The organism is Caulobacter sp. GW821-FHT05F04, assembly GCF_059419665.1.
Genome location: NZ_JBWKSF010000009.1, coordinates 15894 through 31750, shown reverse-complemented (window position 1 = coordinate 31750; position 15857 = coordinate 15894). Strand labels below are relative to the sequence as shown.

Here is a 15857-nt window from a genome sequence, read left to right as displayed (position 1 = left end):
TGTTATCGTTGATCACCCTAAACCCGATCCCAGGCAGACGTCAACGCTTACGTAAACGTCAATATAAGGATCAGCGATAGGTTTACTTTCCTAGCTCGCGAGGCGTATTTTCCTCGGTAAGACAGCGCTCAAGGAGGCGTCAGTGGCGACCCTCTCTCACGGCGAAATCTGGCGGGCCATCGACGCCCTGGCCGAGCGTTTCGACATGACGCCCTCGGCCATGGCCCGCATGGCGGGCCTGGATCCCACCAGCTTCAACCGCTCCAAGCGCGGCTCGGCCGAAGCCGATGGCCGCGCGCGCTGGCCCTCCACCGAGAGCCTGGCCAAGCTGCTGGAAGCGACGGGGGTCAATTTCTCGGAGTTCGCGGCCCTGACCGAACGCACGCCGGTGCGGACGCCTAGCGGGATGCTTGGGCGCGCGCGCGGCGCGCCGCTGATCGGCCTGGCCCAGGCCGGGCAGGACGGGTTCTTCGACGATGCAGGTATGCCGGTCGGGGCCGGCTGGGACGAGGTCGCCGCCCCGGATCTGGGCGAGGGCCTGTTCGCGCTGGAAGTGACGGGCGCCGAGCTCGCGCCGGTCTATCGCGACGGCGACCGCCTGCTGGTCTCGCCTAATCAGGAGCCGCGCAAGGGCGACCGCGTGGTGGCGCGGACGAACGCTGGCGAGGTGCTGGTGCGGGAGCTGGGGCGGGTGACGGCCCGAACCCTCGAACTTGTCGCCCTGGACCACTTGGGCGCACCCCGCCTGCTTTCGCGGGACGAGGTCGCCTGGGTCGCGCGGATCGTCTGGGTCAGCCAGTAGGGCCGACCCTATAGTCGCATTTTTGCTTGGCGCGCGACGGCCGCCGAAACCGGCGACCACTTTCGGCTATCGCGCTTACGTGCGCGGGCAGTTGGCGTGGCTGTCGAGCAGCCAGGCGATCAACGGACCGGCCGAGGGATCCTCGCACGACACGTCCAGGCGGTACGACGCCCAGGTGTCGTTGTGCGCGGCCTCGACATGGGCGTCGGGGAACTGCTGGATGATCCCGCCCAGAAGGGAATCGAATTCCTGACGGTCGGCGGGGCGGAGAGTGAACGAAGCCATGGTCCTAAACCTTGATGACTGATCTTGGTTCTGATGGTCCGAACCTAGACTCCGAAAGGTGGTCGGACCCTTAACCGCGTTTTCAGACTTCGTTCATTTTCAAGGACATGGTGTCGCAGGGTGCGCGGATTCACCCGGCGCGCGCAAGCAGCGCCGTTGACGCCGCGCGACGCGGGAGCGGGATTAGCCCAGCTTCTCTTCGATCAGCGCGATCGTCCGGTCGATGCCGAAGATCGCCGCGAACGAGCCGAAGCGCGGGCCCTGGCTCTGACCCAGCAGCACCTCGTACAGCGCCTGGAACCAGGCGCGGAGCGGGTCGAAGCCGTGGGTCTTGCCGACCTCGAACACCTCGTTCTGGATCAGCTCCGCGTCCGGCGCGTCGGCTGGCATGGCTTTCAGCTTGGCCAAGAGGTCCAGCATCGCGGCGCGCTCCTGGTCGGTCGGGGCGCGGAAGGTCTTCGTCGGTTTGACGAAGTCCTCGTAGTAGTTGATCGCGTAGCCGGCCAGGCGGTCCAGCAGCGGCTGGGTTTCCGGCGAGGCGCCCGGGATGTAGCGCGACAGGAAGCCCCAGAGGATCTCCTTGGTCGAGGCGTCGGCGGCCGAAACCAGATTCAGCATCAGGCTGAACGACACCGGCGAGCCGTGTTGCGGCGGGCGGCCCGAGTGGATGTGCCAGACGGGATTGTCCAACTGCTTGGCCGGCTCCTGGCGCTGGAAGGCGTCCAGCTGCTGCAGGTACTCGTCGGTCGCCTTGGGGATGACGTCGAAATAGAGCTTCTTGGCCGACTTGGGGCTCTGGAACATGTAGTACGACAGGCTCTCCGGCGCGCCGTAGCGCAGCCAGTCCTCCATCGACAGGCCGTTGCCCTTGGACTTGGAGATCTTCTGGTTGTTCTCGTCCAGGAAGAGCTCGTAGTTGAAGCCTTCCGGAGGCACGCCGCCCAGGGCCCTGCAGATCGCGCCCGAGGCCTTGACCGAGTCGATCAGGTCCTTGCCCGACATCTCGTAGTCGACGCCTAGAGCGGTCCAGCGCATGGCCCAGTCGGGCTTCCACTGCATCTTCACGTGGCCGCCGGTGACCGGGACCTCGACCTTGCTGCCGTCCTCGTCCTCGAAGACGATCGTGCCCTTCTCGACGTTGCGCTCCAGGGTCGGAACCTGCAGCACCTTGCCGGTGGTCGGGCTGACCGGGAGGAACGGCGAATAGGTCGCGCGGCGCTCTTCGCCCAGGGTCGGCAGCATGACCTTCTGGATAGCGTCGAAGCGCTCCAGGGCGATCAGCAGCGTCGCGTCGAACAGGCCGCTCTTGTAGCACTCGGTCGACGAGACGAACTCATACTCGAAGCCGAAGCCGTCCAGGAACGCGCGCAGGCGGGCGTTGTTGTGGGCGCCGAAGCTGTCATGGGTGCCGAAGGGGTCACGGACGACGGTCAGCGGCTTGCCCAGGTCCTCGATCAGCGGCTGCTTGTTCTCGATGTTGTCGGGAACCTTGCGCAGGCCGTCCATGTCGTCGCTGAAGGCGATCAGGCGCGTGGGGATGTGGTCGTCGACCAGCGCGCGGAAGGCCTGGCGCACCATGGTCGTGCGCGCCACCTCGCCGAAGGTGCCCAGGTGCGGCAGGCCCGATGGACCATAGCCGGTCTCGAAGATCACGGCCTTGGAGAGGGCCGGAAAGGCTTTCACCGCCTCGTCGGTCTTGCCGGCGTCGATCAGGGCCTTGGCGGCTTCCTGGTCGGCGCGGTCGGGAAGGCGCACGCGCAGGACGCGGGCGATGGTGGCGCGCGCCTGCTCGAACGGCCAGGAGCGGGCTTCGCGGGCGAGGGGGGAGAGGCCTTCAAACATGCGGGGCGGTATAAGCGGTGTGGGCGCGAAGGGCCAGCTTTGCGTCAGCCCTTCAACGCCCCGGCCACCACCTCACGCGCCTCGGCCTGGACCTGCTTCAGGTGATCCGGCCCCAGGAACGACTCCGCGTAGATCTTGTAGACGTCCTCGGTGCCCGAGGGGCGCGCGGCGAACCAGGCATTTTGCGTCACAACCTTCAGGCCGCCGATCGCCTCGCCGTTGCCGGGGGCGTTGGTGAGGATGTCGGTGATCGGCTCGCCGGCCAGAGTCTTGGCGCTGACGTCACTGGGGCTGAGCTTGGACAGGCGCGCCTTCTCCTCGCGAGTCGCCGGGGCGTCTACGCGGGCGTAGGATGGAGCGTCGTACTTCTTGGTCAGGTCGGCATAGAGCTGGCTGGCGCTCTTGCCCGTTCTGGCCTGGATCTCGGCGGCCAGCAGGGCCAGCTGGATCCCGTCTTTGTCGGTGGTCCACACCGAGCCGTCGTGGCGCAGGAAGGCCGCGCCGGCCGATTCCTCGCCGCCGAAGCCGACCGAACCGTCCAGCAGGCCGGGCACGAAATATTTGAAGCCGACCGGCACCTCGAGCAGGCGGCGGCCGAGCCCGGCCACCACACGATCGATCATCGAGGACGAGACCAGGGTCTTGCCGACAGCGACGTCCGCGCCCCAGCCTGGGCGGTGGGTGAACAGGTACGAGATCGCCGCGGCCAGATAGTGGTTGGGGTTCATCAGCCCGCCGTCGGGCGTGACGATGCCGTGGCGGTCGGCGTCGGCGTCGTTGCCGGTGGCGACGTCATAGGCCGCGCCGCCCTTCATGATCTCGATCAGGTTGGCCATGGCCGACGACGACGAGCAGTCCATGCGGATCTTGCCGTCGGTGTCGAGCGGCATGAACGCCCAGCGCGGATCGACCGCGGCGTTGACCACCGTCAGGTTCAGCCCGTGGCGTTCGGCGATCTCGCCCCAATAGGCCACGGCCGCCCCGCCCAGCGGATCGGCGCCGATGCGCACCCCCGCCGCGCGGATGGTCTCCACGTCGATGACGCTGGGCAGGTCGTCGACATAGCGGGCGAGGAAGTCATACCGGCCCGCGGCCTTGTGGGCCTCGTCGAAGCTGACGCGCTTCACGCCCGCCAGGCCCTGGGCCAGCAGGTCGTTGGCGCGGGCGGCGATGGCCGAGGTCGCGTCGCTGTCGGCCGGGCCGCCGCTCGGTGGATTGTACTTGATGCCGCCGTCGCGAGGCGGATTGTGCGACGGCGTCAGCAGCAGGCCGTCGGCCCGCGCCGCGTTCTCACGGTTGTGCGTCAGGATGGCGTGCGAGACCGCCGGGGTCGGGGTGAAGCCGTCGCGGCTGTCGATCAGCGCGGTGACGCCGTTGCCGGCCAGGACTTCCAGCACCGAGCGGAAGGCCGGCTCGGACAGGCCGTGGGTGTCGCGGCCGACGAAGATCGGACCGGTGATCCCCTGGGCCGCGCGATGCTCGACCACGGCCTGGGTGACGGCCAGGATGTGGTTCTCATTGAAGCCGCCGTCCAGGCTGGAGCCGCGGTGACCCGAGGTGCCGAACACCACCTTCTGGGCGGGGTTGGCGACATCGGGCTTGATCTCGAAATAGGCGCTGATCAGCGCGTCGAGGTCGATCAGATCCTCGGGAAGAGCGCGAAGGCCGGCGCGGCTGTGCATGAAGACCCCAGGTTATGGTTCGACGTCGGACGGCGACGGCCAACCCCTAGAGGCGGTTCAAGACGATTTCATCAACTATCTGCGGCTTCAGAACGCATCGCTGACGATCGTTCCGTCCAGCAGCAGCGCCGCCCGCTTCAGGCCGCTCGACGCGAACGGCATGGCGATATCGCCTTTCCGATCCACGCAGACCAATCCGCCATGGCCGCCCAAGTCCGCCACGCCCTGGATCGCCGCCCGCGCCGCGCTTTGCAGGCTCTCGCCGCCGAACCGCACCCTGTGGGCGATCTGGGCGGCGACGGCGGTGCGGATGAAATATTCGCCCTGGCCGGTGCAGGAGACCGCCGCATAGCCATCGGCCCAGGCGCCCGCGCCGATGATCGGCGAGTCTCCCACCCGGCCCGGCCGCTTACCGAACACCCCGGCCGTCGAGGTCGCGGCCGCCAACCGGCCCTCGGCGTCGCGAACCACGCAGCCGACGGTGCCGGTCGGCAAGGCGTCCGGCGGATGATTGTCCTCGAACGCCCCGGCGCGGGTGAACCAGGCTTCCGGATCCTCGACCCTTTCCAGTCCCTGGTCGCGGGCGAAGTCGATCGCGCCCTGACCGGCCAGCATCACGTTGGGGGTCTCTTCCATCACCGCTCGGGCGGCCAGGATCGGGCTCTTGAAGCCCTGCAGGGCGGCCACCGAACCGGCCCGCAGGGTGGGGCCGTCCATCAGGCTGGCGTCCAGCTCGTACGCGCCATCGGCGTTGGGCGATGCGCCCTTGCCGGCGATATAGAGACCGCTGGCCTCCAGAGCGACGACGGTCTCGACCGCGACGTCCAGGGCGCTGGCCCCAGCGGCCAGCCGGTCGCGGGCCGTCTCGACCAGGCCGCGCATATGGGCGATCTCGACGGTGTAGTCGTGGCCGCGCTTGGCCCCCGCGCCACCGTGCAGGGCGAGACTAAAACGGTTGTTTGACATTCTGCTTCCTTGGCCCGGCGTCCCGCGCTAGCGTCCGGCCCTCTTAATCAAGAAACCTGGGAGAGGCGATATGAAGGCGGTGCTCAGCAAGGAAGTCGGCGGTCCCGAGACCCTGGTGCTGGAGGAGCTGCCCGATCCTGTCGCCGGCCCCGGTCAGGTGCTGATCGACGTCAAGGCCTGCGGGGTCAACTATCCCGATGTCCTGATCATCGAGGACAAGTACCAGTTCAAGCCGACGCGGCCGTTCGCGCCGGGCGGCGAAGTGTCGGGCGTGATCGCCGCGGTCGGCGAGGGCGTCACCCGCTTCAAGGTCGGCGACCGTGTGCTGGCCTCGACCGGCTGGGGCGGTTTCGCCGAGAAGCTGGCCCTGGAAGAGCAGCGCTGCACCCCCATTCCTGACAACATGCCGTTCGACGAGGCCGCCGCCTTCGTCCTGACCTATGGCACTTCTTACTACGCCCTGAAGGACCGCGGCGCGCTGAAGGCCGGCGAGACCCTACTGGTTCTGGGGGCCGCCGGGGGCGTGGGCCTGGCCGCCGTCGAACTGGGCAAGGCGGCGGGGGCGCGTGTTATTGCCGCAGCCTCCAGCCAGGAGAAGGTCGATCTGGCCATCAAGCACGGCGCCGACAGCGGCGTCGTCTATCCGCGCGGCCCGTTCGACAAGGACGGCCAGAAGGCGCTAGCCAACCTGATCAAGGACGCCTGCGGACCCAATGGCTGGGACGTCGCCTATGACGCCGTCGGCGGCGACTATTCGGAGGCGACGATCCGCGCCGCCGGCTGGAACGGCCGCTTCCTGGTTATCGGCTTCCCGTCGGGGATTCCGAAAATCCCGTTGAATCTCACGCTGTTGAAGTCTTGCGACATCGTCGGGGTGTTCTGGGGCGCGGCGGTGGCGCGCGATCCCAAGGGCCACGCCCAGAACCTCAAGGACCTGATGGGCCTCTATGCCGAGGGCAAGATCAAGCCCTACGTTTCCGAGCGCTTCCCGCTAGCCCGGGCGGGCGAGGCCATCGCCCACCTCTCCAGCCGCAAGGCCATGGGCAAGGTGGTGATCACGGTTGAATAGAATGGTTGCCTAGAATGGTGAACACCATCGTGGTTAAATCGCGCTAAGTATCCTTTTTAGCAAAGGAAACACGACATTCCCGCAGAGTGCTCCTCAAGACTAGGAGACTCTGCGGCGATGTTCGTCCCCCAGGAACAGAGCGGAATGAACGACGCGGCGCCCGCCGCGCCGCGCCGACCCTATCGCCTGACGCGGCGCCCCGAAGAGCGCGTGCGCGTGCTCGGCGGGGTCATGGATCTGGTGCGCCCGGAAGAGGTGTTCCATTTCGTCACCGGCAAGCTGGAAGCACGCCAGAGCGTCATCGTCGCCAACCACAACCTTCACAGCCTCTATCTGATCGGCAAGGACCACCAGGTCGGCGCGTTCTACAAGCAGGCCGACCTGATCGAGGTCGACAGCGTGCCACTGATCTTCTGGGCGCGGCTGGTGGGCCGGGCCAGCCGGCGCTTCCACCGCTGCACCTATCTGGACTGGCGTGACGACTTCTGGTCCCTGGCCACGCGGAAGAACTGGAAGGTTTTCTTCGTCGGCGGCGCCCCGGGCGTGGCCGAGAAGGCCATCGAGCGCATCCACCGGGACTATCCGACCGCCCAGATCGCCAGCCATCATGGCTATTTCGACGTCAAGCCCGGCTCGGCCGCCAACGACGCGGTGATCGAGGCGATCCGCGACTACGCGCCGGACATCGTACTGGTCGGCATGGGCATGCCGCGCCAGGAAATCTGGACGCTGGAGAACCACAAGGCCTACGGCCCGGCCGCGACCTTCACCGTGGGCGGCGCCTTCGACTACGAAGCCGGCGTCCAGAAGGCCGCGCCGCGGTGGATGGGCCCGATGGGCATGGAATGGTTGTTCCGGCTGATGGTCGATCCGCAGCGCCTGTTCTCGCGCTACTGCGTCGAGCCCTGGTCGCTGGTCGGCCTGGCCTGTCACGATGTGGTCCGGGCGCTGGGCAGGCGCGCGGCGAGCGACACCCGCGCGGCGGAAAACGCCCGGTGGGAGCAAATGCGTGCGCGCAACGAGGGAGCGCGCTAGGATAATATGGCCTGTGGGGGCCGAGATCACCGTTACGGCGATCTCGAAAGAGGGGCTTGGGGATAATGGGTCTGGATATTCGCATCATGACGCTGGAGGCCAACGAGCGCTCCGGCTTCGCTCACCGCGCCGTCGCCGGCGTGGGCCTGGTCGGGCTGGGTCTGGCGTGGGCCGTTCTGCTGATCCCGTGCATGATCTGGCTGGCCGCCAGCCACCTGGGGCGCCGCCTGCAGCCGCTGGTTCGCCGCCCGGCCTGATTTCATCTCCCGTCCGGGTCCAAGACCCCTAGCCAACGACCGTTTGCTCCGCGAATATGATCATTGATCACTGACCCGCGAAGAGGTCGGGGACGCGGAGGAAATTTCCATGGTCGGACGTCTGGACGGCAAGGTCGCCGTCGTCACCGGGGGCTGCTCGGGCATCGGGCTCGGCGCGGTCGAGTTGTTCGTGGCCGAGGGGGCGAGCGTGATCGCCGCCGATCTGCAGGCCGAAAAGGGCGAGATGCTGGAGAAGCGTTTCCCCGACCGCGTCCGCTTCTCGCGCTGCGACGTCACCTTGGAAGACGATCTGGCCAGGACCATGGCCATGGCCGAGGAGAGCTTCGGCGGCCTCGACATCCTGTTCAACAACGCCGGCCACGGCGGCACGCCCGCCGCCGTTCCCGAACTGACGGTGGAGGGCTGGGACAAGACCTTCGCCCTTCTGGTGCGAGGTCCGGCCATCGGCATGAAGCACGCCCTGCCGCTGATGCTGAAGCGCGGCGGCGGCTCGATCATCAACACCGCCTCGATCGCGGGCCTGCAGGCCGGCTTCGGACCGCTGGCCTATTCGGCGGCCAAGGCGGCGGTGATCCACATGAGCCGATGCGCGGCGGCCGAGCTGTCCCCGCTGAAGATCCGGGTCAACGCCATCTGCCCGGGCCTGATCGCCACCTCGATCTTCGGGGCCTCGATGGGTCTGCCGCGTGAGGTCGCCGACCAGATGGCCGCCCAGATCGCCTCGATCGGTCCCAAGATCCAGCCGATCCCCAAGTCGGGCCTGCCCGAGGACATCGCCGCCGCCGCCCTCTACCTGGCCAGCGACGATTCCCAGTTCGTCACCGGAACCCACATCGTCGTCGACGGGGGCATCACGGTCGGTCCGCGCAGCGCGTGGGACAAGAACACGCCCTCGCCGATCCTGGCGGCCATGGGCATCACGCCCGAACAGGCCGAGGCGATGCGCGCCCAGCTGGTGGCCTCCGGCGCGGCGGGGTGACCCTCACGCCGAACCTGCGCGGCGCGCTGTGGATGCTGGCCTCCGCGGTCGGCTTTACGGCGATGACCACCCTGATCAAGTTCCTGGGACCCGGCTATCCGGCCGCGCTGCAGACCTTCTACCGGCAGTTGGCGGGGGTGCTTGTGCTCCTGCCGCTGATGGCCCGCGACTGGCGCGCGGCGTTCCGGACGACCCGGCCGGGCATCCTGATCTTCCGATCCAGCGCCGGAGTGCTGGCGCTGATCATGGGCTTCTACGCCTATCAGAAGCTGCCGCTGGCCGACGCCAACGCGCTGTCGTTCACGCGGACGCTCTGGCTTGTCCCGCTGGCCGCCTTCGTGCTGCGCGAGCCGATCGGACCCTTGCGGATCGGCGCGGCCCTGGTCGGCTTCGCTGGCGTGCTGATCATGCTAAGGCCCGGCTCGGGCGGGGCCGCCGCCTGGATCGGCTGGCCCCAGGCCTGCGCCCTGATCTCGGCCTTCCTGTTCGCCCTGACCATCACCGGCATGAAGGTCATGACCCGCGACCACAGCCCGTTCGTGTTGCTGGTCTACGCCGCCGTGCTGGGCCTGGTGTTCGCCATCCCTCCAGCCCTGTTCGTCTGGCGGTGGCCGACCCTGCCGGACCTGGGTCTGCTGGCCGCCATGGGCGTGATCGGCACCTTGACCCAAGGCGCCTACATCAAGGGCATGGAGGCCGGAGAGGCGGCGGTCATGGCCCCGATCGACTATACCCGGCTGGTTTTCGCCGTGGGCGCGGGCTTACTGCTGTTCCACGAGGTTCCCAAGCCGGCGGTGATCGTCGGCGCGGCGATCGTGGTCGCGTCGACCCTGTTCATCTCCTGGCGCGAGCACCAGCTGTCGAGGCGGGCGATGCTTCAGCCGGCGTAGCTTCTCCGCCATTGGACGAACCTGGCCAAGCCTTCGGCCAGCTTGACCTTGGGTTGGTAGCCGCAGAGCGCCTGGAGCTTGTCGATATTGGCGAAGGTCGCCGGCACGTCGCCGGGCTGCATTGGCAGGAAGACCTTCTTGGCCTCGATCCCGAGCGCGGCTTCCAGCGTCGAGATCATGTCCAACAGTCCGACCGGATCGTTGTCGCCGATGTTGTAGACCTCATGCCCGCCTTGGGCCGGCGGATGGTCGAGCACGCCCAGGATACCGTCGACGATGTCGTCGATATAGGTGAAGTCGCGGGCCATCTTGCCCTCGCCATAGACCTCGATCGTCTCACCCTTCAGCATCTTCTCGGTGAAACCGTAATAGGCCATGTCCGGCCGGCCCCAGGGGCCATAGACGGTGAAGAACCGCAGGCCCGACTGCGGAAAGCCGTAGAGCTGAGCGTAGCTCTGGCTCAGCAGTTCGCACGAACGCTTGGTGGCGGCGTACAGCGATACGGGGGTCTCGGCCGGGTCGGTTTCGCGGAAGCCGTCGCCGTTCAGCGGCCGGTCGCCATAGACGCTGGACGAGGAGGCGTAGACCAGGTGCTCGGCCCCGGCATGGCGGCAGGCTTCCAGCACCGACAGGTGGCCGGCCAGGTTGCTGCGCTCGTAGGCGAACGGGTTCTCGATCGAGTAGCGGACCCCGGCCTGGGCGGCCAGGTGGACGACCCGCTTGGCGCCCGAGGTCTTCACCAGTTCGGCGAAGGCCTCGTGCTCGGCGATGTCCATGCGGACCATCGTGAAGCCGTCGCGGCCTTCCAGCCGCGCGGCCCGGGCCGCCTTCAGCGCCGGATCGTAATAGGTGTTGAACACGTCGACGCCGATCACCGTCTCACCGCGATCCAGCAGGCGCTCGGCCACGTGGTAGCCCACGAAGCCCGCCGCGCCCGTGACGATGATCGGAGTCTTGCCCATGCTCAGCCGCGCCCGATGGAAGCGTAGGTGAAGCCATGCCGGACCATCTCGGCGGGCTTGTAGACATTGCGCAGGTCTACCACGACCGGGGCCGCCATCAGGAGCTTGATGCGGTCCAGATCCAGGGCCCGGAACTGGTCCCACTCGGTGATGATCACCAGCGCGTCGGCGCCCTCGGCGGCTTCATAGGCGCCTGACTTGAACTCGACGTCCTTGAGCATGTGGGCGGCTTCCTTGGCGCCTTCCGGATCGAACGCCTGCACCTTGGCGCCCAGGGCCTGCAGGGCCGGGACGATGTCCAGGCTCGGCGCGTCGCGCATGTCGTCGGTGTTGGGCTTGAAGGTCAGGCCCAGCACGCCGATCGTCTTGCCGGTCAGGTCCTCGGCGCCAATGGCCTTGGCCACCTTGCCGGCCATGGCCTTCTTGCGGGCGTCATTGACCTCGACCGTGGTCTCGATCAGCCGCACGGGCGCGCCGTACTGCTGGGCCGTGCGCACCAGGGCGATGGTGTCCTTGGGGAAGCACGATCCGCCATAGCCGGGGCCGGCGTTCAGGAACTTGCCGCCGATCCGCTTGTCCAGGCCGATGCCCTTGGCGACCTGCTGCACGTCCGCGCCCACCACTTCGCAGAGGTCGGCCATCTCGTTGATGAAGGTGATCTTCATCGCCAGGAAGGCGTTGGCGGCGTACTTGATCAGCTCGCTGGTCCGGCGGCCGGTGAAGATGATCGGGGTCTCGTTCAGTGACAGCGGGCGATAGAGCTCGCGCATCACCGCCTGGGCGCGCTCATCGTCGGTGCCGACCACCACGCGATCAGGGCGCTTGAAGTCCTCGATCGCCGCGCCCTCGCGCAGGAACTCAGGGTTCGACACCACCGCGAACTGGGCGTCGGGCCGCGTCTTCTTGATGATCGCCTCGACCTCGTCGCCGGTGCCGACCGGCACGGTCGACTTGGTGACCACCACCGTGAAGCCGTCGATCAGGCCGGCGATCTCCTCGGCCGCGGCGTAGACGTAGGAGAGATCCGCATGACCGTCGCCGCGACGGGTGGGCGTGCCCACGGCGATGAACACCGCGTCGGCGTCCTTGATGGCCTGCGCGCCGTCCAGCGTGAAGAACAGCCGGCCCTCACGGACGTTGCGGGCCACCAGGTCATCCAGGCCCGGCTCGAAGATCGGGATTTCGCCCTTCTCCAGGCGCTCGATCTTGCTCGGGTCCTTGTCGATGCACGTCACCACGTGACCAAAGTCGGCGAAACACGCCCCAGACACCAGGCCCACATAACCCGTGCCAATCATCGCTACGCGCATCGATTCTTCCCGATCCGAACGAGCGCCTCGCGCGGCGCTCCCGCCTAATCCAGCAATCGCGACGCCGAGGCAAGCCGCCCCGGCGCCGACCGTCAAAACGCTCGGTCCCGTGACATCTTGATGACCTTTGCCGGGTAGCGCCTTCCCTGCGTCATGCAAAATCGCTAGCGAGAAGCGACGGCGTGGAGATTCCGATGCAAACCGTACTCGTGGCCGGCGGCGCCGGATATGTCGGCTCGCACACCTGCCTGGCCCTGGCGGCGGCGGGCTTCAGACCCGTGGTCTTCGACGACCTGTCCAACGGCCACCGCGAGCACGTGCAGTGGGGACCGCTGGAAGTCGGCGACATCCGCGACGCCGCCCGCCTGGACGCGGTGTTCGCCCAGCACAAGCCGATCGCCGTCCTGCACTTCGCCGCCCGCATCGAGGTCGGGGAGTCGGTCAAGAACCCTGGCGCCTTCTTCGACAACAATGTCGGCGGGACGATCACCCTAATCGAGGCCGCGCGACGGGCCGGGGTCGAGGCCCTGGTGTTTTCCTCGACCTGCGCCACCTTCGGCGACCCGGTGACCCTGCCGATGGCCGAGGATCACCCGCAGGCGCCGCTCAATCCCTATGGACGCAGCAAGCTGATGGTCGAGCAGGCCCTGGCCGACTACGACCGCTATGTCGGCTTCCGTAGCGCCGTGATGCGCTACTTCAACGCCGCCGGCGCCGACCCCGAGGGCCGCATCGGCGAGTGGCACGAGCCGGAAACCCACGCCATCCCGCTGGCGATCCAGGTCGCCCTGGGCCAACGCTCGCACTTCACGATCTTCGGCGACGACTACGACACCCGCGACGGCACGGCGGTGCGCGACTACGTCCACGTACTGGACCTGGCCGACGCCCACGTCTCGGCGCTGAAGCGTCTGCTGGCGGGCGGCTCGTCGGAATCCTACAACCTGGGCACCGGCACGGGCACGACGGTGCGCGAGCTGGTCGATGGCGTCGGCCGCGCCGTGGGCAAGCCGCTGGCCGTCCAGATGGCGCCGCGACGCCCAGGCGACGCCCCGATCCTGGTGGGCGATAACACCAAGGCCCGCGCGCAGCTGGGCTGGAGCCCGTCGCGGGATCTCGACGCCATCCTGTCCAGCGCCTGGAAGTGGCATCAGGCTCAAGCGAACGGCTGAACGCTGGTCATCGAGCGGGCAAATTCGACCCGTGCCGCCCGGCCGTTCTGACCAGATGTCGCCGGAAACTCGCGCGAAACGCTTTATTTGCAACTCTCGCTGTAGCTCTAGAGGGATGTGACCCTCGGGGGGGCGTGCGTGCTCAAGTTCCTGACCTGTCTGACGACGCAACACGACCTGCGCCTGGTGCTCGTCGCCGGCCTCGTCTGCATCGCCGGCTGCTTCACCACGTTCCGCCTCTATTCGCGGATGCGCGGCGCCCGGGGTGTCGTGCGCGCAGCGTGGTTGCTGCTGACCGGTCTGGTCGCCGGCTCCAGTGTCTGGGCCACTCACTTCATCGCCATGGTCGCCTTCACGCCGGGCCTGAAGACCGGCTACAGCCCGACGGGCACCTTGCTGTCGCTGATGATCGCGGCCGTGTTCATGGCCAGCGGCTTCGCCGTGGCCTCCGCCCAGCGCTCAACCACCAACGACTTCGCCGGCGGAGTCCTGATCGGCCTGGGTGTCGCGGCCATGCACTATACCGGCATGTCGGCCTTCGTGACCCAGGGCCACCTGGTCTGGGAACACGCCACCGTCGGGCTCTCGGCGATTCTTGGGGTCTGCGGCGCGACGACCGCCTTGGTGCTGGCCGGCCAGGCCCGGACCGTCAAGAAGCAAGCCATCGGCGGCGGCCTGCTGTGCCTGGGCATCGTCGCTCTGCACTTCACCGGCATGTCCGCGATCACCATCATTCCCGACGCCGGGGTCCAGGTGCCCGACCAACTGCTGTCGGGCGGCTTCCTGACCCTGGCCGTCGGGTCGATCACGGCCATGATCATCCTGGGCGGCCTCGGCGCCGTCGCCATTGAATCCCAGACCTCGCGCTCGGCCCTCGAGCGCATTCGCCGCCTGGCCAACGCCGCTTATGAAGGTCTGGTCGTGGTTCAGGCGGGCAAGATCAACGACGCCAACGCCGCCTTCTGCGAGCTGGTCGGCGCCGAACTCCCCGAACTGGTCGGCCGCCCGCTGGTCGGTTCGATCCTGACTTTCGACGAAGCCGGTCCGACCCGCGAGGGCGTGCGCCGCGAAGGCAAGATCCAGCCGATCACCGGCGGTCGCGAGATCCCGGTCGAGGTCTTTTCGCGCCTGATGGACGATGGCGCCCGCGTGGAGACCTCGGGTCTGACCGTCCTGGCCGTCCGCGATTTGCGCGAGCGCCGCGCCGCCGAGGAGAAGATCCGCTATCTCGCCGAGCACGACGGTCTGACCGGTTTGCCAAACCGCAATTCGCTGCAAGCCCGCCTGGGCGCGGCCCTCGATCGCGTCGAGGCTTCCGGCGAGACCCTGTCGGTGATCTGTATCGACCTGGACCACTTCAAGGAAGCCAACGACCAGCACGGCCACCTGGCCGGCGACGCCATCCTGGTGGAGACCGCCCGCCGCCTGCAGTCGGCGGTCCAGGCCCCTTCGTTCGCCGCGCGTCTGGGCGGCGACGAGTTCATCATCGTCCAGGTGGCCGGCGGCGATCAGCCGACCGCGGCCGCCGAACTTTCGGGCGGCCTGCTCGAACTCCTGTCGGCCCCTGTGGTCTATGACGGCCAGGAGCTGGCGCTCGGCGCCAGCCTGGGCGTCAGCCTCTATCCCGACGACGGCCGCACGACCGAGGCTCTGATGGCCAATGCCGACATGGCCCTGTACCGCGCCAAGGAAAGCGGCCGAGGCGTCTACCGCTTCTTCAAGCGCGAGATGGACGACACCATCCGCGAGCGCCGCAATCTGGCCCGCGACCTGCGCCAGGGCATCGCCGAAGATGAACTGGTGGTCCACTACCAACCCCTGGCCCGCGCCACCGACGGCGAGGTCTGCGGCTTCGAGGCCCTGGTCCGTTGGCAGCACCCGACGCGCGGCATGATCCCGCCGTTGGATTTCATTCCGGTCGCCGAGGAGAACGGTCTGATCGGCGCGCTGGGCGACTGGGTCCTGCGCCGCGCCTGCGCCGACGCCGCCTCATGGGAGAAGCCGCTGCGCATCGCGGTCAACCTCTCGCCGATCCAGCTGCACAATCCGGCCCTGCCCAGCCTGGTGCACGAAGTGCTGATCGCCACCGGCCTGTCGCCTTCGCGCCTGGAACTGGAGATCACCGAGAGCGCGCTCTTCAAGGACTATCAGCGCGCGCTGGACAATCTGCGCCGCCTGAAGGCCCTGGGCGTGCGGATCGCCATGGACGACTTCGGCACCGGCTTCTCGTCGCTGTCGACTCTGCAGTCGTTCCCGTTCGACAAGATCAAGATCGACAAGAGCTTCGTCGAGAATATCCACCGTCACGACCGCGCTACGGTCATCGTGCGGGCCGTGCTGGGCCTGGGCCGCAGCCTGGAGATCCCGGTCGTCGCCGAGGGCGTCGAGACCGAAGAGCAGATCATCTTCCTGCGCGGCGAGAACTGCACGGAGCTGCAGGGCTACGCCATCGGTCGCCCGGCCCCGATCGACACCCTGTCGGCCTGGACCCTGGTCGGCGCCGCGCCAGCCCGTCTTGAAGGTCCCGTCGACCTGGGTCAGGCGCCGGGAGAGGCCAAGCGCTCGGCCTGAGCCGATCAGCCGGA

At 67.8% G+C, this 15857-nt stretch carries 14 protein-coding genes; 8 read left to right on the top strand and 6 right to left on the bottom strand.

What is annotated here, in order from left to right:
• Positions 1-142: 142 nt before the first annotated feature.
• Positions 143-802, top strand: coding sequence for a S24 family peptidase (locus AC07R7_RS21015; RefSeq protein WP_492887421.1), 660 nt, complete (start codon positions 143-145; stop codon positions 800-802).
• A gap of 75 nt (positions 803-877) precedes the next feature.
• On the opposite strand, the gene AC07R7_RS21010 is transcribed toward AC07R7_RS21015, so the two are convergent.
• The 4 genes from AC07R7_RS21010 to AC07R7_RS20995 all read right to left on the bottom strand — a co-directional run bounded on the left by AC07R7_RS21010 (position 878) and on the right by AC07R7_RS20995 (position 5577).
• Positions 878-1087 (bottom strand): hypothetical protein, encoded by a 210-nt coding sequence (locus AC07R7_RS21010; RefSeq protein ID WP_492887422.1) that lies wholly within the window; start codon positions 1085-1087, stop codon positions 878-880.
• A 183-nt stretch (positions 1088-1270) separates the two neighbouring features.
• Positions 1271-2929 (bottom strand): lysine--tRNA ligase, encoded by a 1659-nt coding sequence (locus tag AC07R7_RS21005; RefSeq protein ID WP_494636473.1) that lies wholly within the window; start codon positions 2927-2929, stop codon positions 1271-1273.
• A gap of 44 nt (positions 2930-2973) precedes the next feature.
• Entirely contained in the window at positions 2974-4611 is a 1638-nt protein-coding gene (pgm, locus tag AC07R7_RS21000) for a phosphoglucomutase (alpha-D-glucose-1,6-bisphosphate-dependent) (RefSeq protein WP_494636472.1), read from the bottom strand.
• A gap of 87 nt (positions 4612-4698) precedes the next feature.
• On the bottom strand, positions 4699-5577 hold the full coding sequence (locus AC07R7_RS20995) for an isoaspartyl peptidase/L-asparaginase family protein (RefSeq protein ID WP_494636471.1): 879 nt from the start codon (positions 5575-5577) through the stop codon (positions 4699-4701).
• 70 nt (positions 5578-5647) lie between these two features.
• Between AC07R7_RS20995 and AC07R7_RS20990 the strand changes: the two genes are divergently transcribed.
• The 5 genes from AC07R7_RS20990 to AC07R7_RS20970 all read left to right on the top strand — a co-directional run bounded on the left by AC07R7_RS20990 (position 5648) and on the right by AC07R7_RS20970 (position 9828).
• On the top strand, positions 5648-6646 hold the full coding sequence (locus tag AC07R7_RS20990) for an NADPH:quinone oxidoreductase family protein (protein ID WP_492837755.1): 999 nt from the start codon (positions 5648-5650) through the stop codon (positions 6644-6646).
• A 117-nt stretch (positions 6647-6763) separates the two neighbouring features.
• Entirely contained in the window at positions 6764-7681 is a 918-nt protein-coding gene (locus AC07R7_RS20985; RefSeq protein ID WP_494636470.1) for a WecB/TagA/CpsF family glycosyltransferase, read from the top strand.
• 65 nt (positions 7682-7746) lie between these two features.
• Positions 7747-7938, top strand: coding sequence for a hypothetical protein (locus AC07R7_RS20980; protein ID WP_494636469.1), 192 nt, complete (start codon positions 7747-7749; stop codon positions 7936-7938).
• Between the two features lie 109 nt (positions 7939-8047).
• A complete protein-coding gene (locus tag AC07R7_RS20975) occupies positions 8048-8938 on the top strand; it encodes an SDR family NAD(P)-dependent oxidoreductase (protein ID WP_494636468.1) in 891 nt (296 codons plus the stop codon).
• The gene (locus tag AC07R7_RS20970) at positions 8935-9828 is read left to right on the top strand and encodes a DMT family transporter (protein WP_492837749.1); all 894 of its coding nucleotides are present in this window, start codon (positions 8935-8937) and stop codon (positions 9826-9828) included. Before AC07R7_RS20975 ends, AC07R7_RS20970 begins: the two co-directional genes overlap by 4 nt.
• On the opposite strand, the gene AC07R7_RS20965 is transcribed toward AC07R7_RS20970, so the two are convergent.
• Entirely contained in the window at positions 9816-10790 is a 975-nt protein-coding gene (locus AC07R7_RS20965; RefSeq protein WP_492887429.1) for an NAD-dependent epimerase/dehydratase family protein, read from the bottom strand. The two genes, AC07R7_RS20970 and AC07R7_RS20965, sit on opposite strands and share 13 nt — an antisense overlap.
• A gap of 2 nt (positions 10791-10792) precedes the next feature.
• On the bottom strand, positions 10793-12100 hold the full coding sequence (locus tag AC07R7_RS20960) for a UDP-glucose dehydrogenase family protein (protein WP_494636467.1): 1308 nt from the start codon (positions 12098-12100) through the stop codon (positions 10793-10795).
• A 194-nt stretch (positions 12101-12294) separates the two neighbouring features.
• On the opposite strand from AC07R7_RS20960, the gene galE reads away from it, so the two are divergent.
• Positions 12295-13272 (top strand): UDP-glucose 4-epimerase GalE, encoded by a 978-nt coding sequence (gene galE / locus AC07R7_RS20955; protein ID WP_494636466.1) that lies wholly within the window; start codon positions 12295-12297, stop codon positions 13270-13272.
• A 117-nt stretch (positions 13273-13389) separates the two neighbouring features.
• The gene (locus AC07R7_RS20950; RefSeq protein ID WP_494636465.1) at positions 13390-15843 is read left to right on the top strand and encodes a bifunctional diguanylate cyclase/phosphodiesterase; all 2454 of its coding nucleotides are present in this window, start codon (positions 13390-13392) and stop codon (positions 15841-15843) included.
• Positions 15844-15857 lie beyond the last annotated feature (14 nt).

What these genes read in the sequence shown, in the direction of transcription:
- AC07R7_RS20960 (WP_494636467.1), bottom strand. Translation starts at nt 12,100, where the DNA reads ATGCGCGTAGCGATGATTGGCACGGGTTATGTGGGCCTGGTGTCTGGG.
- AC07R7_RS20985 (WP_494636470.1), top strand. Translation starts at nt 6,764, where the DNA reads ATGTTCGTCCCCCAGGAACAGAGCGGAATGAACGACGCGGCGCCCGCC.
- AC07R7_RS20995 (WP_494636471.1), bottom strand. Translation starts at nt 5,577, where the DNA reads ATGTCAAACAACCGTTTTAGTCTCGCCCTGCACGGTGGCGCGGGGGCC.
- AC07R7_RS21010 (WP_492887422.1), bottom strand. Translation starts at nt 1,087, where the DNA reads ATGGCTTCGTTCACTCTCCGCCCCGCCGACCGTCAGGAATTCGATTCC.
- AC07R7_RS20975 (WP_494636468.1), top strand. Translation starts at nt 8,048, where the DNA reads ATGGTCGGACGTCTGGACGGCAAGGTCGCCGTCGTCACCGGGGGCTGC.
- AC07R7_RS20990 (WP_492837755.1), top strand. Translation starts at nt 5,648, where the DNA reads ATGAAGGCGGTGCTCAGCAAGGAAGTCGGCGGTCCCGAGACCCTGGTG.
- AC07R7_RS20965 (WP_492887429.1), bottom strand. Translation starts at nt 10,790, where the DNA reads ATGGGCAAGACTCCGATCATCGTCACGGGCGCGGCGGGCTTCGTGGGC.
- AC07R7_RS20980 (WP_494636469.1), top strand. Translation starts at nt 7,747, where the DNA reads ATGGGTCTGGATATTCGCATCATGACGCTGGAGGCCAACGAGCGCTCC.
- AC07R7_RS21005 (WP_494636473.1), bottom strand. Translation starts at nt 2,929, where the DNA reads ATGTTTGAAGGCCTCTCCCCCCTCGCCCGCGAAGCCCGCTCCTGGCCG.
- pgm (WP_494636472.1), bottom strand. Translation starts at nt 4,611, where the DNA reads ATGCACAGCCGCGCCGGCCTTCGCGCTCTTCCCGAGGATCTGATCGAC.
- galE (WP_494636466.1), top strand. Translation starts at nt 12,295, where the DNA reads ATGCAAACCGTACTCGTGGCCGGCGGCGCCGGATATGTCGGCTCGCAC.